The 23867-nt window shown below is 51.8% G+C and carries 22 protein-coding genes, 1 tRNA gene and 1 pseudogene; 13 read left to right on the top strand and 11 right to left on the bottom strand.

The features are described 5' to 3' along the window. Positions 1-4: 4 nt before the first annotated feature. The 3 genes from JCM2850_RS07700 to JCM2850_RS07710 all read left to right on the top strand — a co-directional run bounded on the left by JCM2850_RS07700 (position 5) and on the right by JCM2850_RS07710 (position 3367). Positions 5-2188 (top strand): VTT domain-containing protein, encoded by a 2184-nt coding sequence (locus JCM2850_RS07700; protein WP_025870930.1) that lies wholly within the window; start codon positions 5-7, stop codon positions 2186-2188. A gap of 94 nt (positions 2189-2282) precedes the next feature. Next, positions 2283-3095: an endonuclease/exonuclease/phosphatase family protein gene (locus tag JCM2850_RS07705; protein ID WP_025870932.1), complete on the top strand. Its 813-nt coding sequence runs from the start codon at positions 2283-2285 to the stop codon at positions 3093-3095. Further along, entirely contained in the window at positions 3092-3367 is a 276-nt protein-coding gene (locus tag JCM2850_RS07710; RefSeq protein WP_025870934.1) for a hypothetical protein, read from the top strand. Before JCM2850_RS07705 ends, JCM2850_RS07710 begins: the two co-directional genes overlap by 4 nt. A 75-nt stretch (positions 3368-3442) precedes the next feature. On the opposite strand, the gene JCM2850_RS07715 is transcribed toward JCM2850_RS07710, so the two are convergent. Then, positions 3443-4921, bottom strand: coding sequence for an iron-containing redox enzyme family protein (locus JCM2850_RS07715; RefSeq protein ID WP_081775008.1), 1479 nt, complete (start codon positions 4919-4921; stop codon positions 3443-3445). Positions 4922-5135: 214 nt separating this feature from the next. Between JCM2850_RS07715 and JCM2850_RS07720 the strand changes: the two genes are divergently transcribed. After that, on the top strand, positions 5136-6209 hold the full coding sequence (locus JCM2850_RS07720) for a N5-glutamine methyltransferase family protein (protein WP_081774999.1): 1074 nt from the start codon (positions 5136-5138) through the stop codon (positions 6207-6209). A 1-nt stretch (position 6210) separates the two neighbouring features. On the opposite strand, the gene JCM2850_RS07725 is transcribed toward JCM2850_RS07720, so the two are convergent. Then, on the bottom strand, positions 6211-6690 hold the full coding sequence (locus JCM2850_RS07725) for a nuclear transport factor 2 family protein (protein ID WP_025870940.1): 480 nt from the start codon (positions 6688-6690) through the stop codon (positions 6211-6213). Between the two features lie 38 nt (positions 6691-6728). Further along, on the bottom strand, positions 6729-7148 hold the full coding sequence (locus JCM2850_RS07730) for a hypothetical protein (protein WP_025870942.1): 420 nt from the start codon (positions 7146-7148) through the stop codon (positions 6729-6731). A gap of 171 nt (positions 7149-7319) precedes the next feature. Between JCM2850_RS07730 and JCM2850_RS17980 the strand changes: the two genes are divergently transcribed. Then, on the top strand, positions 7320-7592 hold the full coding sequence (locus JCM2850_RS17980) for a hypothetical protein (protein WP_025870944.1): 273 nt from the start codon (positions 7320-7322) through the stop codon (positions 7590-7592). Between the two features lie 106 nt (positions 7593-7698). Here JCM2850_RS17980 and JCM2850_RS07740 read toward each other — a convergent pair whose 3' ends face one another. After that, positions 7699-8097 carry a YgaP family membrane protein gene (locus tag JCM2850_RS07740; protein ID WP_025870946.1) on the bottom strand — a complete coding sequence of 133 codons (399 nt, stop codon included), beginning with the start codon at positions 8095-8097 and terminating at the stop codon, positions 7699-7701. A gap of 263 nt (positions 8098-8360) precedes the next feature. Here JCM2850_RS07740 and JCM2850_RS07745 point away from each other — a divergent pair, with 263 nt between their 5' ends. Continuing rightward, entirely contained in the window at positions 8361-8567 is a 207-nt protein-coding gene (locus tag JCM2850_RS07745) for a cold-shock protein (protein ID WP_025870948.1), read from the top strand. A gap of 382 nt (positions 8568-8949) precedes the next feature. Continuing rightward, the gene (locus JCM2850_RS07750; protein WP_088177741.1) at positions 8950-9516 is read left to right on the top strand and encodes a PEP-CTERM sorting domain-containing protein; all 567 of its coding nucleotides are present in this window, start codon (positions 8950-8952) and stop codon (positions 9514-9516) included. Between the two features lie 95 nt (positions 9517-9611). Here JCM2850_RS07750 and JCM2850_RS07755 read toward each other — a convergent pair whose 3' ends face one another. The 5 genes from JCM2850_RS07755 to JCM2850_RS07775 all read right to left on the bottom strand — a co-directional run bounded on the left by JCM2850_RS07755 (position 9612) and on the right by JCM2850_RS07775 (position 15777). Then, entirely contained in the window at positions 9612-10127 is a 516-nt protein-coding gene (locus JCM2850_RS07755; protein WP_025870952.1) for a hypothetical protein, read from the bottom strand. 179 nt (positions 10128-10306) lie between these two features. After that, entirely contained in the window at positions 10307-10639 is a 333-nt protein-coding gene (locus JCM2850_RS07760) for a cupin domain-containing protein (RefSeq protein WP_025870954.1), read from the bottom strand. A 28-nt stretch (positions 10640-10667) separates the two neighbouring features. After that, a complete protein-coding gene (locus JCM2850_RS07765) occupies positions 10668-12923 on the bottom strand; it encodes a nitric-oxide reductase large subunit (RefSeq protein WP_025870957.1) in 2256 nt (751 codons plus the stop codon). A 171-nt stretch (positions 12924-13094) separates the two neighbouring features. Next, the gene (locus JCM2850_RS07770; protein WP_025870959.1) at positions 13095-15278 is read right to left on the bottom strand and encodes a sensor domain-containing phosphodiesterase; all 2184 of its coding nucleotides are present in this window, start codon (positions 15276-15278) and stop codon (positions 13095-13097) included. Positions 15279-15700: 422 nt separating this feature from the next. Continuing rightward, positions 15701-15777: transfer RNA gene (locus JCM2850_RS07775), tRNA-Met, on the bottom strand. 345 nt (positions 15778-16122) lie between these two features. Here JCM2850_RS07775 and JCM2850_RS17985 point away from each other — a divergent pair. Both JCM2850_RS17985 and JCM2850_RS17990 read left to right on the top strand, forming a co-directional pair. Further along, a complete protein-coding gene (locus tag JCM2850_RS17985; protein ID WP_081775000.1) occupies positions 16123-17343 on the top strand; it encodes an iron-containing redox enzyme family protein in 1221 nt (406 codons plus the stop codon). After that, on the top strand, positions 17337-17648 hold the full coding sequence (locus JCM2850_RS17990; RefSeq protein WP_159105138.1) for a hypothetical protein: 312 nt from the start codon (positions 17337-17339) through the stop codon (positions 17646-17648). Before JCM2850_RS17985 ends, JCM2850_RS17990 begins: the two co-directional genes overlap by 7 nt. Positions 17649-17934: 286 nt before the next feature. On the opposite strand, the gene JCM2850_RS07790 is transcribed toward JCM2850_RS17990, so the two are convergent. Both JCM2850_RS07790 and JCM2850_RS22615 read right to left on the bottom strand, forming a co-directional pair. Continuing rightward, the gene (locus tag JCM2850_RS07790; protein WP_234406156.1) at positions 17935-18186 is read right to left on the bottom strand and encodes a KGG domain-containing protein; all 252 of its coding nucleotides are present in this window, start codon (positions 18184-18186) and stop codon (positions 17935-17937) included. Positions 18187-18459: 273 nt separating this feature from the next. Then, positions 18460-19022: pseudogene (locus JCM2850_RS22615) on the bottom strand (DUF4142 domain-containing protein). A gap of 273 nt (positions 19023-19295) precedes the next feature. Between JCM2850_RS22615 and JCM2850_RS07800 the strand changes: the two are divergent. The 4 genes from JCM2850_RS07800 to bcsA all read left to right on the top strand — a co-directional run bounded on the left by JCM2850_RS07800 (position 19296) and on the right by bcsA (position 23850). Next, positions 19296-20351, top strand: coding sequence for a methyltransferase (locus JCM2850_RS07800; RefSeq protein ID WP_025870964.1), 1056 nt, complete (start codon positions 19296-19298; stop codon positions 20349-20351). Positions 20352-20555: 204 nt separating this feature from the next. Further along, positions 20556-21035 carry a DUF421 domain-containing protein gene (locus tag JCM2850_RS07805; RefSeq protein ID WP_036265753.1) on the top strand — a complete coding sequence of 160 codons (480 nt, stop codon included), beginning with the start codon at positions 20556-20558 and terminating at the stop codon, positions 21033-21035. 51 nt (positions 21036-21086) lie between these two features. Further along, entirely contained in the window at positions 21087-21281 is a 195-nt protein-coding gene (locus JCM2850_RS07810; RefSeq protein ID WP_025870969.1) for a hypothetical protein, read from the top strand. A 367-nt stretch (positions 21282-21648) separates the two neighbouring features. Beyond that, a complete protein-coding gene (gene bcsA, locus JCM2850_RS07820) occupies positions 21649-23850 on the top strand; it encodes a UDP-forming cellulose synthase catalytic subunit (protein ID WP_025870971.1) in 2202 nt (733 codons plus the stop codon). The last annotated feature ends 17 nt before the right edge of the window (positions 23851-23867 follow it).

Below are 23867 nucleotides of genomic sequence, written 5' to 3' on the forward strand. Positions count from 1 at the left end.
AGAAGTGACCGATAGCGCCACAGCACTCACCAGCAGACCCTTGTTCCGCGAGGGGCATAATTGTTGGCGCACTTGCCATGCCAGTTATCTGGCTCCGGTGATTGATTGCGCCAACTATTACCGTGCCTTGCATGAAGCCATTTGCCAGGCCAAGCACAGTATTTTTCTGCTTGGTTGGGATATCGATAGCCGCATAGAGTTGCTGCGGGGCAAGGATGTGCGCGAAGGCTGTCCGCTGACGCTGTTTGAATTGCTGCACTGGAAAACCGAGCAGGTGCCGGAGATTCAGATTTATTTGAATCGCTGGAATTACTCGGTGTTTATGGCGGCAGAGCGCGAGAGCTTTTCTGAGGCCAAATGGAAGCTCAGCGGTTCTGACAATCTGCATTTCATCTTCGACAATGCCTTGCCGCTGGGTGCCAGCCATCATCAGAAGATTGTCATTATTGATGATGAAATTGCCTTTTGCGGCGGCATGGATGTCGCCATTGCCCGCTGGGATGACCGTGCTCACCATGCCACCAACCCCGAGCGCGAAGACCCGGATGGCAGCATCAAGCTCGGCCTCAATCACCACTTTGACCCATATCACGATGTACAGATGCTGGTGGCGGGTGAAGCTGCGCGTGAACTGGCGCGGCTGGCGCGTTACCGCTGGCACTTCGGCGGTGGCGAACGTGCCATACCATTGAGCAAGGACATCACTCCCGGTCAGCCTCTCTCTTGGCCGGGCAGCATCAAGCCTGTGATGCGTAATGTCTGCCTGGCGATTGCGCTGACCTTGCCACGCTTTCAACGCCAGCCATTGCTTAGGCAGATTGAAAAACTCTACCTGGAGATGATTGCCGAGGCCGAGCAGTTTATCTATATCGAAAACCAGTTCTTTACCTGGCAGCCTCTGGCCCATGCACTATGCGCTCGCATGCGGCAAAAGCCTGGCCTGCGCGCGCTGTTGCTAGCGCCTTATGATGGCCAGGGCTTTATGGAAAAGAAATCCATGTATCACGGCCGCGTGCAATTCATGGATGTCATACGTGCCCAAGGCATGGAAAACCGCGTGTTGCTGACTTGTCCGGTGAGTTGCGAAGGCGATGAGAAAGTCACCGTACGCATTCATTCCAAGCTCATGGTGGTGGATGACCGATATTTACGCATAGGCTCCAGCAATCTCAATTACCGCTCCATGTCGCTGGATAGCGAATGCGACTTGGTGATCTATGGCGACAGCACTCATGAACGCAGCCAGATTGCCGCCATGCGCGATGATTTGATTCGTGAGCATACGGGTTTTGAAATTGCCGATATTGAACGCATTATCCAACGCGGCGAGCCTGTGCAGCAGTTTCTGCAACAGTTGCCGCATAGCCGCCAGCATTTGCAGCGCATTGATGATGAGCGCTACCGCCACCAATCCCTGACGCGGTTTGCCAAGCGCTTTGCTGATTCGGGCAAACCCTTGTTGCCTTATTTCATGACCAGCCGCCGTAGCTGGCATTTCAAACGTATGCGCATTTCCTGGAAACTGATTCTGCTGGTGGTGGCCGTTGTGGCGCTGGCCCTGGCCTGGAAAGTGACACCACTGGCGGAGTATGCCTCGCCAGAGAAAGTCGTGCCCATACTGGAGCAGGTGCGTAACACCTCGTGGGCCTTGCCTGCGGGCATATTGGCTTATGTGCTGGGCACGCTGTTGTTCTTCCCGCATATGGTGATGACAGGAACGGTGGTGATTGTGTTTGCACCACTGGAAGCCTTTGCTGTGGCCATGCTGGGCTCCCTCATCAGTTGCAGCATAGGCTGGGCCGCAGGCCTGGGGCTGGGCGAGCGCACCTTGCGCTCGCTGTTGGGACGCTATGCGAGCAAGATTTCTGGCTATGCACGCCAGGGCGGCGTGATGGGCTTGACGCTATTGCGCCTGCTGCCGATTGCACCTTTTACCGTGGTCAACCTGGCACTGGGCATGATGCGTGTGAAGTTCTGGCACCTGCTGGTGGCGACCTTGCTGGGCTTGTTACCCGGCACGCTGGTATCGGTTTATATAGGCAAATCTGCCGTTGATCTGTTCAAGCATCCTGAACCCGGCAATCTGATGATGGTGGGCTTGGGCTTGCTGCTTTGGCTAGGCGTGGTGGCACTGACGCATTTTATTTCACGTTACTGGCAGCAGCGTCACGGCAAGGCAGGGAGGTGATGCCTTGTTCCAAGATGAAGGTGCCAGGATGAAGGCGCTAGCGTGAGGCTTTAAGCCTGCAACCCGCAATGAATATCAAAAAAAGGAATCAGGCATGCAGAGAGTAAGGCTGCTGAGTTTCAATATCCATGGGGGGCGCAGCCTGGATGGTCAACGTGACCTCAATCGCATCCGGTTGATGATGCAGAAGCTGGATATTGATATCGGTGTATTTCAGGAGGTGGAAACCCGCACTTCTCGTGGTGGCTCGCTGAGTGACCTGACATTCCTTGCCGAGCTGGAGCGGCCTTACCATTTGGCATGCCCCAGCATGCTGGAGGGCATGAATACTGCTCAGGACGGGCCTGCACAAGCTAACGCAAATGAAAGCCCAGGCATTGCGGCAGGCTGTGGCTGGTATGGCAACCTGATTGTGAGCCGTTACCCCATCGTGCGTGGCCTGATTCACAATCTGGAAACCCGCCCCTCACTAGAGCCACGCATGGCCGCCGATGCCTTGATTGCCACCCCTTGGGGCCGCTTGCGCGTGATCGGGACGCATCTTTCGCTTTCCATTTTTGAGCGTTATTCCGAGGCGCGCAATTTACTGCGGCTGATGCAGGCGGTGGAAGATTCAGAGCCCAATCCTATTCTTTTGATGGGCGATATCAATGAATGGCAATACCCCTCGCGCCTGATCCGCTATATGGATGCGCATTTCAAACAATTGCGCTGCAAGCCCACGTTTCCCTCGTTTTTTCCGCTGCTCAAGCTCGATAGAGTCTGGTGTGACGCACCGGGCCTGCAAGTGCGTGCCCATACGCTGGATGGCAAGGAAATCCGCCATATTTCCGATCATCTGCCTATTGTGATTGAAGTCGAATTCCCGCACACCGCCTTGCACACAGAAACGGATAACCCCTTATGATTTTGACGCTGGATAGCCTGCAATGGCCTGCCATGGTGGTGACGATACTTGCGGCTGGGCTGGTGGGTTCGCCCGTCAAGGCCAGGCGCAACTGGGGGTTTTGGCTGTTTTTGCTCAGTAATCTGCTGTGGGTGGTGTGGGGCTGGGTGGCGGGGGCTTATGCCTTGATCGTGTTGCAGTTTGGCCTGGCGATCATGAATATATTAGGGGTACGCAAAAGTGCAGACGCAGATCAATCACAGGAGCAAAGCCCGTCAGCGCACAAGAAATAAATCAAGCAAGCAGACCAGCCCTGGATAATCAGTCGTCAGGTCTGCTTGGCAGTTGTGAAGTTAATTGCGGGCAAATTAATTGAGCATTTCTGCCTTGAACATGCGGGTGGCTGCCAGCCCGGCAGGGGTGTCGTGCAGAGAGGGTGCCATCCAGGCTGAGAGCAGGCGCATCAGGCTGGGCTTGTCCCGCACGGCATCGACTTGTTGCTGGAACAGGCGTAATTCCTGCGAGTTTGAGTGTTCTACCCGGGTTTTTTCCTGGCCTTTAGGGGTAGGTAATGGAATCACATTCGGGCTGTCGTGACCGGGATGGTTGGCTGCCGTAGGCGCGCTCGCCAGTTTGGCGGCCTCGCGTTGCTGAACGCGCCAAGAAGGGCCTAGGCGTTCACGTTTGGGCAGGCTTTCCAGCGCATCACCCGCTATCCAGTCAAACAGCACTTGTTTTTCATAGGCGGAAAATACGCCAAACATCTGGCCTTGCTCACCATCTATCAGCTTCCAGAAGCGCGATTCGCTGGGGGGCTGGTGGCGCATAATCCATTTGCCGTCCTGCAAGGCTTGTAACAAGCCAGGGATTTGTTGTGGGTCCGCTAGCCATTCATGCAGACCACGGCCGCCTATGCGGCAATGATGGTTATGCATGAACTGGCCTAAAGTGGCCTTGTCACGCATAATTTGTATGACTTCTTCTTCCAGATTGAAAGCATTGATGATGTCCAGCGTGCCCAGGCCGCAATTGCTCAGCCTGGCACCATGGATCATACGGCGCTGTACTTCCTGCGGGCTGCCATAGCGCGGCAACAATTGTGACACTGCTTCTGCCGCCTTGACGGCATGGCCAGAGAGCGCGTTATCTATGGTGATATGCAGGGTGAAGTAATAAGGGTCTATATTGAGTTCATCCAGCTCAGCGGCAGTAATCAATAAATGCAGCGGCAATTGCTCATAGGCCAGGTTGAATCCCACTACCTCGGGTAAGTATTCCTCGGCAACACTGGCCAGCGCCAGTTGTATCGCACCTTGGGTAAAGTACTCGGCAGGCAGCTCTGTCCATTGCTCGGCCCCATGCGTACGCAATAGTTTGCGATACAGCGCGACATGGTTTTGTGCTTCAACGCCATCGCCGAGTTCTTCCAGATAAATATCAATCAAAGCGGCATAGGCCGGGTCGTTCCAATAGGGCAACAAGCCGTAAAGCCAGGAGCCATCGACCATTTTGGTAGGGGCCACATGCTTGATGAAGTAAAGCGCATGCGCCTTGCTGCTGAAGTAGCGCCTGGGGGCACCCTGCTGGCGCTCCTGCAAATAGGCCTGATATTGCAAACCCGCCTCACGGCTGCTTTCCACTATCCAGGCTTGCAGTGTGGCAGGGTCACTTGGGATTGGTGGCGCAGTCTCACGGCACTGTAGCAACTGTTGTTGCAGCAATTCGCGCGCATGCTGGCGGCTATGCTCAGCACCCAGATTGCGTAACAACTCAAAATACAAATCGCGGTGATGTTTGCCAGTGGCTGGTTTCAGCTTGATGGATGCGCCTAGCATTTGGGTCTGCATGGACAGTGTTTCCTCGAATGGCATGATATTGATCAACAGCGGCAATTAAGCTCTAGCTATCTGGGTTACTTGTTTCATATGTGGATCATTGTCATGGTGGGCAGGCAGCGCGGTTATCAGGTGCTGGATTAAACTAATGTCAGACTGGGACGACATTCAAAACCAGCGGGCTCTGTTAGGCTGTGCGGGATTTCAACTTCCAGACATCTACCTCATGAGCTCCAGTGAAATTTCATCAAGCACGGCTGACGGCCTGCTAGCCTTGCTACAAGGCTTGAAACAGGCGCAATACCACTTCATCACTGTCACCCCCAGCACCCACGCCAGCATCAATCAGCGGCCAGCAAGTGCTTGGGCGCACAACTTAAGAGATGCTCTGGGGTGGAGCCGCCCATTTACTGCCGCCACATTGCCAGAGCCATGGTTCAATTTGTTGCAAGAGGCCGGTGCCTTGCAAGCGCAAGTGACTGAAGGCCAAGTGGCTCAAGAACAGGACGAGCCAGAGCAGAAAGACCTACAGCAGAAAGATTCAGAGCAGCAAACGCTGCCTCAGCGAGTATCAAACCCTCTTGAATCCCAAGCGCAAACCTGGCGCAGTTTGTGGCGGGTATCTAGTCTGGGCGATGTCTTGCTGCTGCATTCTGCCTTTCCCACCTTGGCAGCGGATGCCATCTTTTTTGGCCCAGATACGTATCGCTTTGCCCGTGCCATTACGCAGTATCTGGACACTCACCCAAGCAAGGTCACAAAAGCCGTCGATATAGGCACAGGCAGTGGCGCTGCGGCCATTTTGCTGGCCTTGCGTTACCCGCAAGCTAGCGTGAGCGGGGTGGATATCAACCCACGCGCGCTCAGTGTGGCCGCCATCAATGGGCGCGCCAGCGGGGCTGATAATCTGCAGTGGCAACAAAGTAATCTGCTGCAGGATGTGGCAGGCAATTTTGATTTGATTGTCGCCAATCCGCCTTATCTGGTGGACGATGCCGCGCGTACTTACCGCCATGGTGGTGGCTTGCTGGGCGCGGAACTGTCGCTGAAGATTGTGGAGGCAGCCTTGCCGAGGCTGGAGACCGGGGGTGTACTGCTGCTTTACACCGGGGTCGCTATCGTCGAGGGGGTGGATGTGTTTTTACAGGCATTGCAAGCCATGCTGGCACCACAGGCAGCGGCTTTCAGTGTTGAATATGAGGAAATAGATCCGGATATCTTTGCCGAGGAATTACAGCGCCCAGCCTATGTCGAGGCAGAGCGTATAGCTGCGGTTTTGCTCAGCGTGCGCAGGCTTTGAATTAAAGGCCCAAATCAGACAAACCAGGGTGTTCATCCGGGCGTCTGCCTTGTGGCCAGTGAAACTTGCGCTCAGCCTCTGTAATAGGCAGGTCATTGATGGAGGCATGCCTGGCTTGCATCAAGCCTTGGGCAGAAAACTCCCAGTTTTCATTGCCATAAGAACGGAACCACTGACCAGAATCATCATGCCACTCATAGGCAAAGCGCACGGCAATGCGGTTTTCGCTAAAAGCCCATAACTCCTTGATCAAACGGTAATCTAGTTCACGCCGCCATTTGCGTTCAAGAAACGCCACAATCTGCTCCCGACCTGAAATGAACTCGGCGCGGTTACGCCATAGGCTATCTGGGGTATAAGCCAGCGCCACCCGCTGGGCATCACGGCTATTCCAGCCATCTTCGGCCAAGCGTACTTTTTGTTTGGCAGTATCTGCTGTGAAAGGCGGTAAGGGTGGGCGCGCTTCGGTGTTGGTTGTCATTGACGTTCCTTTAATGGTAATCAAGCGTGGATCAGGGTTTAGGAATCTTTAAACATCATCATAAAGATGAAAAATGCGCCTAGCAGCGGGATGATGATGGCCAGAGTAAACAAGGCAAATTTAATGGTATACAGCCCCAGTGTTTGTTTGAAACTGAGTTTTTGGCCTTGCTGATTGCGCAGCAAGATTTGGTAACCCAGCGCGGGAATAATCAGATAGAGCAGGTAGTAGGGAGAAAGACTTACTTTTTTCTGTGCTGACACTGTAAAAATAGAGTCTGGGAGTAGCAGACTCAGCATTGTCGTCAACAAGACACTCCAGAGTAGAGCGAGAAGCAGGGTTTTATTGTTCTGCTTGACCTTCAGGTAGATTTGGCTGGCTTTGTTCAGGGTGTAGTAATCCAGCCAGAGCAGCATAAGAAAAACCGTTACGCCTATCACAATCATCAAATGCGACATCTTAATTGTCTCCCATCACAAGCTCAGATGCATCTCATGTAGGCCAGCACTCATACGCATATAGGACTAAGCAGGATAGTGCATGGTCTCGGCGCTGCTTAAGATTTAATCATTAGATTTAATCATTAAACCGCCTAGCTGAGCAATTAGCAGAAAATAAGGAGCGCAATCATGGGTATGCCAGCCAATCGTATTGAGACATTTACCGATGTGCATGAGCGTGATGGCTCAGGTATTGAGGTGTTCGAGAATCATGAACTTGTGATTGAGATTTTTCGGGATGACAGCGCGCACAGCCAAATGGTGACTTTGCCCAAGGGCCAGGTGTCATTGGAAATGCTGGAGGCGGCCATTCAGGCTTTCCGAGCGCGGGGCTTGCATGAGTTTCTGGATTTGCGTCCGGCACTTAAGGCTGCTCACCAGATGGCAGGACATGTTCATTAAATTCCACTCATTTATGAGTGGTTTTTTTTGGGCTTAAAGCGCTGTTTGATGCGGTGCAGTAGTGAACAGGCGGTCATCATAACGATTACCGCCTGGCTGCATTAGCTTAATTGATCCAGCAATGCGTATTTCTCTCTGTCAATTTCCCCGCGGTGCGTATGCCCATGCGGCGTAATACGGGCAAGGGCGGGCACCAGCCTTGTATGCCATGTTGCAGCAAAAACCCCAATACCCCGGCAGAAAGCCATAACCACTTCTTGTTGACCAATGCGCCCAGCGCCACCCCAGTCAAGGCCAGGGTGGAGGCATTCACCTCCAAGACCCGTTCAATATCCCATTCGGCATCCAGGGCTTGAACTCTGTTTTTAATAGCTTCTTCACCTAATGCTGAGTATTGCGCAATGTTGCGCTCGGTTTTACGGTCTATCTCGGCATTGATTTCATCGCTTGTTGAGCGCCGCACTCTGTCCAGCTGATCATTTATTTCCAGGTCTACATGGCTCATGATGCTTTTCCTTGTTAGGTGCACCTCTTAATGACCACGCTAATGTATTAAAATTCAATGACATGACGTAGGCGAAAAGAAGTTGGATTTATTGAGAAAAGCTAATGGAAACAATAGGATGTTGCGGTAGGCTATGCGCGGATTAATGCTGGCAGCGACATGAATTTGCAGATATTTTGATATTATCTAAATAAAAAAAATACTTATATGGATTAAGCGTGTACTATAAGCGCTCGTTTTAATGAATTTATTGGAATTAACAGATGGCAACAGGTACAGTTAAGTGGTTCAACGACAGCAAGGGTTTCGGCTTCATCACTCCTGATGATGGCGGTTCCGACCTCTTCGCACACTTCTCGGCAATTCAAAACACAGGCGGTTACAAGAGCCTGGCAGAAAATCAGCGCGTTAGCTTTGACGTGACTGAAGGCCCTAAGGGCAAGCAGGCTAGCAACATCAAGCCTGAGTAATACCGAGATCAAACAAAAAACCCGGGCTAGCCCGGGTTTTTTGTTGTCTGTATCTGCTGAAAATCTCCCAACAGCATCACCATGCCAGCGCTATAGCGCTTGTATGCCTACCTGTCGAAATACTCAATGATCTTGCTCATGTCCCTGTAAGCCCGATGGAGTCTTGAGCCCAGCTGTATGGGCCGATCATTTTTATCGTAATTTCAAAAAACCATATATAAATTAGATATTTGCTTATGCATTTGTACGGCGGGATATTAGTCTGAACGGACTATATTTGGATATAATAAAAAGGCGTAAATTGAGCTTGCTTTCAATTTTGCAGTTTGGCAAATATGAGCAAAGCTCAGGCTGTCAGCCTGGGGTTCCCGGGAGAAATATAATGAAATTGCGCAACCTTGTATTCGCATTAGGTCTTGGCTTCGCCAGCACTCAGGCATTTGCTTTTGGTTCCATTCTTGTTTCTGAACCTGGCGCGGATGGCTTTAGCATCAATACTCTGGCTTTCAATGGCTCTAGCTATGATGTCACCAAGCTCACTTTCGATTTTTCAACCAGCAGCACTACTGATGGCAGCCACCTGGTGATTGATGGCTCACCATTCAGCATCAACGCGCCAAGTGGTGGTACTGCCACTTTCTTTGGTAGTGGCGCGCACTTTGGCTTTACGTTTACCAGTTTCAACACTTTCGATGTCTTCAGCTTCTCTTGGGATCCAGATTCCGCCATCAATTCAGGGTATGGCGCAACCAGCCTGGATTTTGTTGGCGCTAAAGTCACCGCAGAAACCTCTAATGGTCTGGTCTATTTCGGTACCTTTACCCAGGTGGGCTTCACCCCTGATGTAACCGCAGTATTGGTGCCAGTGCCTGAGCCTTCCAGCTATGCCATGCTGGGTTTGGGCTTGGCCATGCTAGGCTTTACCGCCAAGCGTAGAAATTCGGTTTAATCACGCGAGTGCGTGACAACATGGCAAAACAGGGGCTTTAAGCCCCTGTTTTTGTTTGCTGAGTAATCTTTAGCTCAAGATTGGATACGCTTTACTTAAGGGTATATATGTTGCCCCTGGTTCTCGTTCCAGTCTCTGACAAAGCGCTGTGAGTCTTCATCAGACCTAGACCTTACGCCAATCAGAATGCCGCCACTGTTCACCCCAGCTTCGTATTCCTTCAGGCGGTCTTCAGGAATTGCCCAACCTACCAAGGCGCCTACCAGCCCAGCGGAAACCCCACCCGCGCCAGCACCCGCTACAGCGGCGGCCAATGGGCCAGCGACGACTAAACCTAAGCCAGGCAGGGTCAATACAGTGCCAGTGGCTACGATTGCGGCGGCAATGGCGCCGACGGATGCACCCAAAGCACCGCCTATGGCAGCGCCTTGTGCAGATTTATTACCCACCTCGGTGACCAAGGTGGCATCTTTGCCGTAATAGCGCTCACGGGTTTCTTCAGACATCACCACATCAATTTCTTCTGCCCTGTATCCCGCATCAAGCGCTCTGGTGTATGCGCGCTCTGCGCTGTCTCTATCGTTGAACAAGCCGGTAACGGTTCTAGTCATGATGATCTCCTGAATATGTTGTTTGAATAATTGCGCACAGCTACTATGCGCGCCAAACAGGAGTTGGGCTGTCCGTTAGCCGCCTGATTTACAGTAGGAAACCAAGAGCCTGGACGTAGGAATCAATGTGCCCTTGTGGCCCTGGAGCTGGCCCAGGACTGATAGACGGGCGGTGCTGTTTACTCGCGTTTCAGCAATATGGTGACCAGCAGTGTGGAGTCAGCCAGGGCGATGACGGTATGCGGCTCATCGACTGAGAGATAGACCAGTTGCTGAGCTTGCAGGACTTGCGCCCGCCCTTGCACTCGCAGCTCGACTTTCCCCTCCAGACACTGAATGGTGACGGCCCCTGCCGCCGTGTACTCAGGTGTGGTTTTGCCCGCTTTGAGCACAAAGCGGAATACCTCAATATGACTTTCCCGTATCAGGGTGGCCGAGGTGGCATTGGCAAAATCACTGCCAAACGGGCGTATATCTATGATTTCGCTGGGTGCAAAGTGCTGGATACTCATGGTTGCTATCTCCTCAGGCAGGTGAATCTCAAGCCTTGCGCGCTACAGCAAGGCCACGATACAGGCTTAGCGTTATCTGGCTGGCAATGGATAAGGCACCGACGATAAAGACCACATCGCCCAAGGTTCTGACCCAGCGTAGCGTTTGTAGCAAGGGCTGCTGCATAAATGCCTCGCTACGCGCATACCATAAGCCTTCGTTGAAGCTGGCCTGGAATTGCAACACGCCTATAGGCAGCAGGCTGGAAAAGATCATCATCAGCAAACCGATATTGAGTGCCCAGAACCCGGTTTTCATGAGTTTGTCATTGAATATGGTTTGTGGGTGAATATATCGTAGTACCAGCAAGCAAAAGCCTAGCGCCAAAAAGCCATAGACACCGAATAGCGCCGCATGGGCATGCACAGCTGTAGTGTTGAGACCTTGAATGTAATACAGAGAAATAGGTGGGTTGATCAGGAAGCCGAACACCCCAGCCCCCAGCATGTTCCAGAACGCCACTGCCGCAAAGCAGCACAAAGGCCAGCGCAAATTATTGAGCCAGGGGGCGCGAGTATGCAAATGCCAGTTGTGCCAGGCTTCATGGCCCAATACCAGCAATGGCACTACTTCCAGTGCGCTGAAGCTTGCGCCTATGGCCATGACAGGCGTAGTGGTGCCAGCGAAATACAGGTGATGGAAGGTGCCGGGTATGCCGCCCACCATGAACAATGAAGCCGAGGCCAGGCTGGCCGTGGTGGCCATGGTGCGTGACACCAGCCCCAGGGACATGAAGATAAAGGCCAGCGCAGCGGTGGCAAACACCTCAAAAATGCCCTCCACCCATAGATGCACCACCCACCAACGCCAGTATTCCATCACCGAAAGATTGCTGTGCTCGCCATAAAACAAGCCGCTGCCATAGAACAGGCCTATGGCAATCACCGAGGCGGTAAGCAAGGCCAGCAGGTTTTTGTCACCATCATGGGCTTTCAGTGCTGGCAACATGCAGCGCAGCATCAGCGCCAGCCAGACCAGCAAGCCTACAAACAGGGCAATCTGCCAGAAACGGCCCAGGTCTATATATTCATAGCCCTGGTGACCAAACCAGAAATTGAAATGGATAGGTAAGAACTGCGCAATAGCGGAATACTGGCCGAGGAAAGAGCCAGCGACCACAACCAGCAAGGCCACAAACAGGATATTGACGCCCAGTTTCTGGTAAGCCGGATCTTTGCCGCCGTTGATCAATGGCGCTAAAAACAGACCCGCCGCGAGAAAGCCAGTGGCAATCCAAAACAGGGCGCTTTGAATATGCCAGGTGCGGGTGAGCGAATAAGGGAACCAGCGTGACACATCTATGCCGTAGAACTCCTGGCCTTCCACGGTGTAATGGGCGGTAAAACCACCTATCATGACCTGAAACACCAGCAAGGCCGCGACGATGAATAAATACTTGCCCAAGGCCTGCTGTGAGGGGGTGAGCTTGAAGCTGGTGATGGGGTCTAGCTTGCCCGCCACAGGCGCAACATCATCCTCCTTGCGCAATATAGACCAACCCAGTACCAAAAATCCCACCCCTGCCAGCAACAGCACCACGCTGCCCATGGACCAGAGAATGTTCTCACTGCTAGGTTGATTGCCAATCAAAGGTTCATGCGGCCAATTATTGGTATAAGTGACTTTGCTGTCCGGACGCTCCGTGGCAGCGGCCCAAGCTGTCCAGAAAAAGAATTGTGAGAGTTTTTGCCTGGCTTCTGCATCGGGCAGGGTGTTTTCTTTCATCGCAAAGGCGATGCGGGTTTGCTTGAGTGATGCAGCATCGGAAAACAGGGCTTCGTAATAAGCCGCGGTTTGTTGTAGCGCCAGGGCGCGTCTGGGCGTGAGGGTCAGACTGCCATCGTCACTCAAGCTATTGCCGCGATATTCCTGTTTGAGTAATTCACGCAGGCCAGCTTGCTGCACAGCATCCAGCTCACGGTAAGGCGCCTGAAAAGTTTCTCTGGCGGCAATGTCTAGCCAGGCGACCAATTCCCTGTGCAGCCAGTCTGCACTCCAGTCTGGTGCTTGATAAGCGCCATGGCCCCAGATAGAGCCTAATTGCATACCGCCTATGGATTGCCAATGTGATTGGCCTTGCAGAATGTCGGCCTTAGTGAACACCAGGCTGTGATTCTGACTGGCAACACGCTCGGGGATGGGCGGCGCCAGGCGATAAATTTCACTGCCGTAATAACCCAGAATACTGAAGGTAAAGATCAGCACTGCGATGAGGATGAACCAAAGCTTTTTATAGGCTCCCATGAGTTTCTCCTTGTTATTATTCAGATGAATAACGCCGCAATCGTGAGAATACCTTACCACAATCAAAACAGGGTTAATGCTGCGCAACAATAATGACTTGTAGTTATTTGATGAGGAATTTAGTCAGTCACAGGCTGGTGCGGTTGAGCAGGGGGCGAAATAGGGGGCTAATCAGGCATTTTTTTTCCAGCCCTGCCCCTGCCATAACAGCTCGGCAAATTCCGCGGCAGGCAATGGTTGCGAGAACAAATAGCCTTGGCCTTCACCGCAACCAATCTTGAACAAAGCCTGTTGTTGGGCCTCAGTTTCTATGCCTTCGGCGATGGTCTCGAGCGCGTAGGCATTGGCCATATCAATTACCGCCGTGACCACGGCTCTGTCTTGCTGTGACTCCAGCATGCCCTGGACAAAGGAGCGGTCTATCTTGATGCGGCTTATGGGGAATTGCTTCAACAAACTTAGAGAGGCGTAACCCGTGCCAAAATCATCAAAGGCCACGCCCACCCCCAACTCGCGCACACGGCGTAGGGAATCAAGTACCAGCTCGTTATGCTCCAGCACAATGTTTTCAGTGATTTCCAGCTCCAGCGCAGAGGGTGGTAGCCCGTGCCGTTCCAGGGCCGCCATCACATGACTGGCAAGGTCATCCACGCGGAATTGCGCGCCAAACAGATTGACGCCCATTCTGAAATCACCAAACCCAGCCCTTCGCCATTGCGCGGCCTGGGCGCAGGCTTCATCTAGAATCCAGTAACCTACGGTGGCGGCCAGCGGCCCATTTTCCAGCGCGGGCAGGAAGGCCGCAGGGGAGAGTAAACCCCGCTTGGGATGACGCCAGCGCAGCAGCGCCTCCGCCCCCACCAAAGCGCCATCAGCCAGGCGAGTCTGCGATTGGTAGTACAGCACCAACTCACCTTGATGCACAGCGCGGTGTAACTCCAAACCATATAGATGACGTGCCACCGCCTCCATGCGCAGCGCTTTCTCGAACAAATACGCTTGCGCCCCCCCAAGCCGCTTGGCATGGAATAGCGCCAGGTCTGCATCGCCAATCAACTCCAGGGCCTCCATCGCGTCTAGTGGCGACATGGCAACCCCACAACTGGCACTAATACGGATTTCGTGATGATTGATGATAATGGGCCTGGCCAGGCTGTCGATGAGCAGCTGTGCCATAGAGGCGGCTTGCACAGGTTTATCAACCAGTGGCATCAATAGCGCAAACTCATCACCACCAATGCGCGCTACCAAGCCCGAGATACCTATGCCATTGGCCAGCCTTTGCGCCACCTGGCAGAGAATATGGTCGCCTACCAGATGTCCCAAAGAGTCATTTACATCCTTGAAGCCATCAAGATCGAGCATAAAGACCGCGATTTTCTCTTTGTCGAGAATCGCCTGCTCCACTTCACGATAGAAGCGTCCGCGGTTGGCAAGCCCAGTGAGAATATCGGTAGTGGCCAGCCTATGTAATTCAGCTTCTTCACGTTTTTTGGCGGTGATGTCATGCAAATGGGCATTGAAAACCAGCTGGCCATGCTCTTGCCAGCAGAAGAGTGAAAGCCCCAGCTCAAACTCGCTGCCATCCTTGCGCAAACCATGCACGCTATCTGGCATGGCAATGCCATCGAAAGTGCCATTGGCTATGGCTTGCGACAATAGTTGGTGGAAAAGCGCGTGCTCTCGTGCAGGGATTAACTGATCTATAGACAAACCCTCGCCCTCTGCCAAGTCATAGCCATGCAAAGTGGCTGCTGCCTGATTCCAGGTCACGATACGGCGGTGCGTATCAAACCACACTACGGCAGTGGGTGAGTTGCGCGCAAACTCTTCAAAAGGACGGCGTGACTGTTCGGTAGAAATTTCCATGCGGCGCAATTCAAGGCGGTCAACAGCCATTTTGGCCAACTCGCTCAAGCGCTCGCAATCTTCCTTGGAGAACTCTCTAGGCTTGGCATCAATCACACATAGTGCCCCCAAGGCATGACCATCCGGGGAAAGCAGGGGAATGCCAGCATAAAAACGTAAATTGACCGGACCGACCACCAGGGGGTTATCGTGAAAGCGTTCGTCCAGTTGAGAATCAGGCACCACCATGACATTGTGTTGATTGATGGCATGGGCGCAAAACGATACATCCCGCCCCATATCCACCTTGCCTACACCCACGCTGGCAGCAAAAAATACATGGTCACTGCCTATCATATTGATCGCCGCTACTGGCATGTTGAACATGCGGGCCGCGATTTGCACCACAGGGTCTAGTGCAGGTAAAGGCTGTTCCGGCCCTAATCCATAAGCCGCCAGAGCCTGTAAACGTTGCTCTTCATCTAATGGGATCGCTGGGCATTTCATCAGAGCATCCTATAAGAAAGTAAATATAGAACAATGACGTGCTGTGAATCTCACCATGTTAGCAGGACACGATTGTTTTCACTTCATGCGTCAATATTAAGACTTGTTATTACTTGGGCCGAGCTGGAAACGGGCAAGGCTGTCACAGGGGAATATTAATATGATAAAAATGAAAATGCTACTGATGCATTTGATTTTGCTGAGTTACTAGCTGAATCAGTATGGAATCACCCACGGAATAACACCCAAGTCCTCACACATGCTCTGGGTTGGGCATGAACTGTCTAGATTGCATGAATTGTCTTGATTAGAAGTCGAGCTGAAATCAGTGGTACAGCGATTTGAAATGGAGGAAATTCAGGCAATAAAAAACCCGCCGTAAAGCGGGTTTTTATGCTCCAGGATATCCTGGGGCAGGTATTTGGTGGTGATGGGGGGACTTGAACCCTCGACCCCAGGATTATGAATCCTGTGCTCTAACCAGCTGAGCTACATCACCAGGCCATTGGATTTGACCAAGCCCGCTATTCTATTTTTTTGTATCGCGGCTGTCAAAGAGGAAATGGGGTTTTGGCAAGATTCTTTATCAATGAGTATGAATTGCTCATGCGTAGCAGCGATTCAACTCATCAAAATGGCTGCAAATAGCCAGCAGACTGGTTTTGAGTGATTGCCTGAATATAAAGGGAAAAATTCATACTTTCATCTGTAATTCTATGCTGATATGATAAAAATGAAATCTATTGGACCGTTTGTTTTGCGCCGTGCTGTTTGTCCTACGTGAAATTGGGCATCCGTCTGATGGCCCATTTTCTGCTAAAGCGCAAAATGCCTTCATCAATGCATGTCATTTGAATATACGGGGGAATGGATCATGGAAGAGTTTGCGCTAGGCCGGGGTTTTGAGGTCGGAACATTGTCTAATCTGGTGTTCGGGCGAGAGATACCAAAACTTGTGCTTAAGCGTAACAAACCTGTTCTTGAAGTTGCTGAATCCCCCGCTCTTGTTCGACCTTCCAATGTGCGTCAGCTTTATCACACGCTGTCTCGTCAGCAGGCTGATGCTCAAGCATGCAAGGCTGCGCGTGAGTTTTTGGATGCGAGTTTGCTTGAAGCTGCGCGTCTGCCAGAGGGCTTGCCAGCAGAATTAAATGAGTTGCAGCGTGTGCTGGAAAAGCGCGCGGCGACTTTGAGTCGCGACTACCGGGCTTATCTCAAGGATAGGCATAAAGGTCAGCCTAGGCGTTATTTCAATCATCAATCCCATGCCCTACATTTTCTGCAAGCGATTGCGCCTACGCGCATGGTGGAAGGTGCCTGGTTATATGGTTTTTTACGTTTCTGGCGCGATGCGCAATATGCGCCGCTGTGCAAAATTTACCTCAAGAGTCTGGGCGAAGGCCGTGAACAGTGCAATCAGGTCAGGCTTTATCAGCACATGCTGGACAGCAATGGTTGTCAGCAGTGGCAGCAGATGGATGAGCAGTACTATGTACAAGGCTTGATACGCCTGGCTTTGGGACACCATGTAGAAGAATATCTGCCAGAAATCATAGGTTTCAATCTGGGCTACGAGCAAGTATCCCTGCCCATGCTGATTGCAGCCTATGAGTTGAGTGAGCTGGATGTGCAGCCTCACTATTTCACCCTGCATGCCACTGAGGATGATGCATGCATTGCCAGTGCCATCAGGTTATTGCAACCACTGTTGCAAAATGCGGCCTCTGAGGAGGAGCGCCTGGCCTTGATGCAGCGTGTTAATAATGGTTACAAGCTTAATCAGCTAGGCATGAATATCGATGATATTGTGGCCAGTTTTGATTTGCAGCAGGCGTTTTTAGCCGTCATGCAGCCACGCGCTGCTTTCATTGAGCGCGTCTACCGCATTGATTGCATGGAGCGCGGAATACGCGGGCGCTGGCCAGATAGCTTGCCGCTGGTTTCCCTGATGCAGCATTTATGCAATGAAGGCTGGATGCAAGGTGAAACCCTGGCTCAAACCCGCTTGTGGCAGACCATGGAGCGTGGCGGTATTTTGCCCAATGCTATGAGGCCCAGGTGTTGAATGATTGGTTTGGCAAGGCTGAGGAATATTGCAAGCGCTTGGCTTACGTGGATACACAGCATTTGACTAGTGTTGAGGAGCGTATGCCCGAGGTAGTACATGCTGAGCAACCAAGTCTGGATAGTGTCAGCACCGCCAGCAGCCAGGATGAGGTAATGGCGTGTGTGATCAGCCTGATGTCACCCCAGATGCATCACACACAGGAAGGGCTTAAGGCTGCCCGAGTGTATAAGTCCATACTGGAAAAAGGCAGCGAATTATATTCGCAGCACTATGCCTTTTTCTTGATGCGCCAAGCTGAATAGTCAGTCTTTGCTCGCATGAAAAATGACTGAAATAAAATAGGCAATCATCTGATGCCAAAGACTAAGCCAAGCAAGCATTTGCTTGGCTTTTTTATTGACAGTTTTCATTGATAAAAACGCTTATAGCGCGGCGCATATTGATCACGCACTAGTCATCGCCGGATGAGAGAAAAGTGTATGACAGAGAGTGTTATAACCATGAATGTAGTGCAGCAAGCATGGTGGTGAAACAACAAAAAAGCCAAGCAATGCTTGGCTTTGTTCACATCAGGCGGATAGTGTTGCCTTAAGTTGCGCGTCTGCCACCTTTGCGGCCAGCAGCCTGAGCTTCCTTGGATGTAAATTGATGGGCTGTGCCCTTGGCATGGGCAGCTTGTCCACCTTTACGGCCAGCCAGGCGTGCAGAGTTGGAATCAAACTCGTGAGCTGTACCCTTGGCGTGAGCGGCTTTACCACCCATGCTGGCAATTTCACGCTGCTTTTGTGGACTCATTGCCGCGAAACCACGCGGCGCTGGTGTTTGCTGTTGAACCATCATGAACCTCCATAACGAAGTTTAAGAATTGGTAGGGTTTAGCTACCTGTCTTTCCGATCGTGAAGGAAAGTAAGTTCATTATTGAAGAGCACGGCGTTAGATTTAATAAGCCTATGTCTTATAAGCGTGTCAGAAAATAAAACCTGAAAAGCAGTGAATGCTTGTTTTATTAGGTCAAAAAAATCACGGTCAAAAGTATCACCATTGCCAAATAATAGCCCCAGGCTGGCTAATCAAATGTATAGAAAAAAAGTTTGTATTATTCAAACAAATGATTACTCACCAGCATCGGTTTTAAGCGCAGCCCGCAGATTGCGTCCATAGTCCAGCTTGGCTTCCATAGGGCTGAGATGTTTGAGCGCAAAAGATTTAAGGTCGGCATCATCTGCGCGTGCCGCCACTTTTTCAAATAGCTTGACCACGGTCTCCTGATTTTTCACCGCAATCGCCTTGGCATAGCCTGATCAAACTCCACACCATCCTTGGCGGAGAGTAATCTGAATTTTGCCTGCTGTATCAATGAGGGCTGGTCTGGCAATTCTGCACGCTTGGCTTGCGCCAGTTGCTTGAGTTGATCGCTTACCAGCATATGCTCACGAATAACCTCACGCGCCAACTGGCGTACATCCTGACTGCTGGATTTCACCACTGCCAACTCGCTGGCTTCTATCTGTACCAGGCTGGCTTGGGCGATATCCTTGAGATAACCACGGTCACGTGAGGAAAGGTCTTCAGCCGCCATGGCAGAATTGAGCAGCATGGGCACGCTGAATAACAGCAAAGCCAAGGCTGCGGGCCATTGGTGGTTTATCCAATGTTTGAAAGTAGGTTGGCGCATGAGGCTACTCCGCTATTGATTGCGTCTGCAATAACTTGCGTCCGCTATAGGTTGCGAGCTAAGAGATGTTGTATGCATCATCGGACAGAGTGACTGACGCGTAAATCAGACTAGGCTGATTCCCTTGTAGGAGTAATGGCGACAGCATGGCAATAAGCCATGCTCTAGCTTGAAACTGATTCTGGGCTAAGCAAAGGTAAAGAGAACTTGCGATGGCGGCCAGGCTGCTGCTGAATCTTAGTGCGGGCTAGCCATTATCAAGAAGGAGTAGCAATGCAATCCATCATTCAAACCTTAACCCAAGCAGCATTTCACACCAGGCTGGAGCACCCTGAGATTCATGCATTGCAGCAACTATTGGCAGAGTTATTATTGGATTTAAAGGCTAGGCATTATCACTTCACTGCAATCTCAAGCGCCAGCCATGGTGTAGTAAACCAACGAGTCGATAACAAACTGGCTTTTGATCTGCCTGGAGTATTTGGCTGGGGGCGGCAATTTGCACCGCCACTGTTGGCAGAACCCTGGTTTTCACGCTTGAGAGAGACCGCCATCATTGTCCCTGATGGCGATTACTGGCGCAGCAGGGTGGCTGTGGCCAGCATGGATGGCTGCCTGTTACTGCATAGCGCACATGCTGCCGAAGATGACTATGCCGTGCACCTGGGGCCAGATGACTATCGTTTTTATAATTGGATAGATCATTATCTCACCCTGCATAAACCAGCCGTGCGCCGCGCAGTGAATGTGGGCTGTGGCGCTGGAGGGCTGGCCATGGTGCTGGCCACCCGCTTGCCCCAGGCCGTAGTCACGGGCGTGGACAGCAACCCCCTGGCACTGTTTCTGGCCAGCGCCAGTGCGCTTGGTAATGGTAAGCCGCAGCTGCAATGGCAGCAGGGCGCATCCCTGTCATCCTTGCCTGGTGAATTTGACCTGATCGTGGCCAATCTGGCTAAGCTCAAACAACCATATCCTGACCAAAGCATTTTGCCCCTGGCTGAGGCAGACGCAAAGTCTCACCCAGATACCCCGTCTGTGGCCACTGCTGCCAGTGGCGATGAAATGACACGGATATTGGCTAGCGTAGAAGAGGCTATCGCCCGGTTGGCAGTGCGTGGCACATTGCTGCTTTATGCCTGCGTGGCAATCAAGCATGGCCGTGATGCCTTGCGACTAGGAGTGGAAACCCTGCTAGAGGGTAGCTCGCTGGTTTATGAATATGAAGAGCTGGACCCTGATATTGAAAGTGATTTATTGGGTGCTGAGAATTTTCAGCAAGTAGATCGTATTGCTGCGGTGGTGCTGGCACTACACAAGCCCTTGCGATAAGTGCTCTCCTACAAGCGCTGGCGACATGGGCCTACAGCTTATGGTTGGGATGGGGTTTATATTGCGCAAGTCTTCCACGTAGTGCTTAAACTCAGGTGAAAGCAGCACATAACGCATAACGCCGTAGTGATGTTTTAACGCCAGTTGTGGAGACCAGCAACTATCTAACCTGAAAATAAACTCTGTGAATAAGGTGCCAGCGCCATGGAGATATTGAGCCTGAGTGTTCCCCCAGGGGAAATCTTTATACGCGGGAGCCTAGTGTTCTGGTTCCTGTTCCTGATTTTTCGCTTTGTGCTGCGTCGCGATGTGGGCAGCTTGGGCATAGGCGATTTTCTGTTTGTGGTCATAGTGGCGGATGCCTCGCAAAACGCCATGACGGGAGATGCCAAGACCGTGCTGGATGGCGCCTTGCTGATCAGTACTTTGTTGTTCTGGAACCTAGTGCTGGATTATCTTGGCTATCGCTTCCCGCTGGTGCGCCGTTTTACCGAATCCAGCAGCATGATGCTGGTACTCAACGGAGAAATTCAGTGGCGTAACCTCAGGCGGGAATGGATTACGCATGAAGAGCTGATGGCCAAACTGCGCGAGGAAGGGCTGGAAAGCCTGACTGAGGTCAAGGAAATGCGCCTGGAAACCGATGGCCTGATCAGCGTGATCAAGCGCCCCGAGCGGCGCTGATGATGGCAGGGCTTTGTAGGATACGCTGCCTTAAGCAAAGGAGGTAAGACTATGCAACGTCAAGAAGATGCACGCGAGTTGGATCTTGGTCATTTTGCACTGGCTCTGCAACAAGCTGGTTTGGAGCCACTGGATGCGCATGAGGAGCAAGTCGTTGAAGCTTTTCTGGCACGCAATTGGCAAGTGGCCGAGATTGTTGAAGAAATCCGCAAGCGCAGGGAGTTGGGGGCTGCGCCCGACCTTTAGGGCTAAATTGCAAGGCTAGGTTGCAAGGCTAAATTTCAGCCGCAAGCGCGCCTTGCTTGAAGTTTAGATTGATCACCCGTTGTATCACATTTTGTGATCCAGCATTGGCGTGTGAGCAGCGCAGCAGCTCAGCCATGCCATTCTTACTAGATTTACTTCTGATGCTCTGTTAATGCAAGAGCCAATGAAACACTTGTTTCATAAGTACAACTTTCATATTTGCAACTCTCAAAAAAAGTATGCAAAATGAGGTCAAGTCTTTGCTTGGTGGGCAATGCAGGCTGATTGTTAGGAGCGAGCTAGGGAGAGAGGCTGCTTAGTGCCAGGTTTCTATCATATTCATCCTTGATGGGAATACGCGTTAGCTTTGAAGAATATCAATAAAATCACGCTACTTTGGCTCTCAGGGATGGGTGTATTCCTGTTCTTGTGCATTCTGCGCACGGATCATAACGTGCAGCTGCTGATTTCCATTTTCTCGCTGTTGCTACTGGCCTTGGTCTACACCTATTCGCGCTTTCCTCATCCGGAAGATCAGCGCGAGATCATCCGCCTGTTGATGATCTATATCTGTTTGTTCCTGCTCATGCGCTATATGTACTGGCGCGCCACCGAAACCCTGCCCACGCAGTGGGGGGTGATTTCCATGGTTGCCGGACTGTTGTTATTTGTGGCTGAGGCCTACAGCCTGATCAATACTTTATTCGGTTATTTCATCAATAGCCGCCCCTTCCGGCGCAAGGCATTACCCATGCCTGAAGATGTTTCTGTATTGCCCGATGTAGATATTTACATCCCCACCTATAACGAAGCGCCTTCTATCCTGCGCGCCACTGTCATTGCTGCTACGCAGATGGATTATCCGGCAGAAAAACTACATGTCTATATTCTGGATGATGGTGGCACCGAGCAGAAATGCAACGATAAAGTGGCAAGCAAGGCGGCCGAGGCGCGCGCCCGCGCGGCAGAGCTTAAGGAAATTGCCAGCGAATTTGGTGCCCAATACATTACCCGTGCGCGCAACCTGCATGCCAAGGCAGGCAATATCAACAGCGCCTTGCAGCATACCAATGGTGACTTATTGGTGATTCTGGATTGCGACCATATCCCGACGCGGGATTTTGTGGAAAAAACCGTGGGCTTCTTCCTGGCCGACCCCAAATTATTCCTGGTGCAAACCCCGCATAATTTTGTCAGCCCCGACCCCATAGAAAAAAACCTCAATACCTACGAAGCCTCCCCGGCAGAGAACGAACTGTTCTACGACGTCATGCAGCCTGGGCTGGATTTCTGGGGCACTTCCTTCTTCTGCGGCTCTGCTGCGGTATTGCGTCGCTCGGTGATTAATGAGTTGGGTGGTATTTCTGGTCAGACCATTACCGAAGATGCCGAAACCACCATAGATGCTCTCAGCCTGGGCTACAAAACCGCTTACCTTAATCGGCCCATGGTGTCTGGCCTGCAACCTGAAACCTATGCAGGTTTTATTTTGCAGCGGGTACGCTGGGGCCAGGGCATGTTCCAGATTTTTCTGTTGAAAAATCCCTGGCGTCAGCCTGGCCTCAAGATAGAACACAGGTTGCTCTATACCAATTTCACCTTCTTCTGGGGTTTTGCCAGCTCACGTTTCATCATGTTGCTGGCGCCGCCGTTGTTTTTGGTATTCCACATCAATTTGTGCGATGCCACCGCCATTGAGCTGATCAGTTATGCCGGCCCGGCACTGATCGCCTCGCTGATTTCAACACAGTATTTCTATGGCCGGGTGCGCTGGCCGTTTATGTCCCAGCTTTATGAAATCATCCAGTCCGTGTATATCTCCCGTGGCATCTGGGAGGTCATGAAGAATCCACGCTCGCCTTCGTTCCAGGTCACGCCCAAAGGTGAAGTGCTGGATAGAAACTTTATTTCCGGTCTGGCCAAGCCCTTCTATTTCATCCTGGCCCTCAATGTCACGGCGCTGGTCTGCGGCACCATACGCTACCATCAGGAATCCTGGGGCGAGGGCGGTATTGCCTTTGTCATGTTCTGGGCCATCCTGGACTTTATTTTCCTCATGGGCGCGCTGGGCATCATGCACGAGAAGCGCCAGCTGCGTAGCGAGCCACGGGTGCCACATCAGGAAAATCTATTTGTGCATGATAGTGAAGGCAATCGTATCCCCGCTTACACAATCAACGCCTCGGCCTCAGGCATGGGGCTGAAGATCGATAGAGCGGGGCATCCGCATGTGCAGCTCAACCTTAATGATGTAGTGACGCTGGAGTTTCCCCAACGTGGGGTAAGCCTGCAGGCCAGGGTGTTATCGGTGTTTGCGGTCTCCAGCCTCAGTATGGGCATGGGTTTGAGTTATCAGCTTGCCAGCAGCGAGGATGAGCGTGCGGCGATTGATATTGCTTTTGGCTCCAGCGAGCAACTGATACGCAACAACCGCAACCGTCACCAGGGCCGCAGCATTCCCAAAGCTTTCCTTTACCTGCTGAAATTCGGCTTTGTACATGGGGTTGCACATTTGAGTGCGCTGGTGCGCGAATTGATTTCCAAACAGAAACAACAAACAAAAAACTGAAACACCGAGGAGTGACT

The sequence above is a fragment of the Methylobacillus glycogenes JCM 2850 genome, from assembly GCF_000617925.1.
GTDB lineage: Bacteria > Pseudomonadota > Gammaproteobacteria > Burkholderiales > Methylophilaceae > Methylobacillus > Methylobacillus glycogenes.

Bases quoted from the DNA above. Each gene is read 5' to 3' on its own strand.
- JCM2850_RS07705 (WP_025870932.1), top strand. From the start codon at position 2,283: ATGCAGAGAGTAAGGCTGCTGAGTTTCAATATCCATGGGGGGCGCAGC.
- JCM2850_RS07710 (WP_025870934.1), top strand. From the start codon at position 3,092: ATGATTTTGACGCTGGATAGCCTGCAATGGCCTGCCATGGTGGTGACG.
- JCM2850_RS07715 (WP_081775008.1), bottom strand. From the start codon at position 4,921: ATGCAGACCCAAATGCTAGGCGCATCCATCAAGCTGAAACCAGCCACT.
- JCM2850_RS07720 (WP_081774999.1), top strand. From the start codon at position 5,136: ATGAGCTCCAGTGAAATTTCATCAAGCACGGCTGACGGCCTGCTAGCC.
- JCM2850_RS07725 (WP_025870940.1), bottom strand. From the start codon at position 6,690: ATGACAACCAACACCGAAGCGCGCCCACCCTTACCGCCTTTCACAGCA.
- JCM2850_RS07730 (WP_025870942.1), bottom strand. From the start codon at position 7,148: ATGTCGCATTTGATGATTGTGATAGGCGTAACGGTTTTTCTTATGCTG.
- JCM2850_RS17980 (WP_025870944.1), top strand. From the start codon at position 7,320: ATGGGTATGCCAGCCAATCGTATTGAGACATTTACCGATGTGCATGAG.
- JCM2850_RS07740 (WP_025870946.1), bottom strand. From the start codon at position 8,097: ATGAGCCATGTAGACCTGGAAATAAATGATCAGCTGGACAGAGTGCGG.
- JCM2850_RS07745 (WP_025870948.1), top strand. From the start codon at position 8,361: ATGGCAACAGGTACAGTTAAGTGGTTCAACGACAGCAAGGGTTTCGGC.
- JCM2850_RS07750 (WP_088177741.1), top strand. From the start codon at position 8,950: ATGAAATTGCGCAACCTTGTATTCGCATTAGGTCTTGGCTTCGCCAGC.
- JCM2850_RS07755 (WP_025870952.1), bottom strand. From the start codon at position 10,127: ATGACTAGAACCGTTACCGGCTTGTTCAACGATAGAGACAGCGCAGAG.
- JCM2850_RS07760 (WP_025870954.1), bottom strand. From the start codon at position 10,639: ATGAGTATCCAGCACTTTGCACCCAGCGAAATCATAGATATACGCCCG.
- JCM2850_RS07765 (WP_025870957.1), bottom strand. From the start codon at position 12,923: ATGGGAGCCTATAAAAAGCTTTGGTTCATCCTCATCGCAGTGCTGATC.
- JCM2850_RS07770 (WP_025870959.1), bottom strand. From the start codon at position 15,278: ATGAAATGCCCAGCGATCCCATTAGATGAAGAGCAACGTTTACAGGCT.
- JCM2850_RS17985 (WP_081775000.1), top strand. From the start codon at position 16,123: ATGTCATTTGAATATACGGGGGAATGGATCATGGAAGAGTTTGCGCTA.
- JCM2850_RS07790 (WP_234406156.1), bottom strand. From the start codon at position 18,186: ATGATGGTTCAACAGCAAACACCAGCGCCGCGTGGTTTCGCGGCAATG.
- JCM2850_RS07800 (WP_025870964.1), top strand. From the start codon at position 19,296: ATGCAATCCATCATTCAAACCTTAACCCAAGCAGCATTTCACACCAGG.
- JCM2850_RS07805 (WP_036265753.1), top strand. From the start codon at position 20,556: ATGGAGATATTGAGCCTGAGTGTTCCCCCAGGGGAAATCTTTATACGC.
- JCM2850_RS07810 (WP_025870969.1), top strand. From the start codon at position 21,087: ATGCAACGTCAAGAAGATGCACGCGAGTTGGATCTTGGTCATTTTGCA.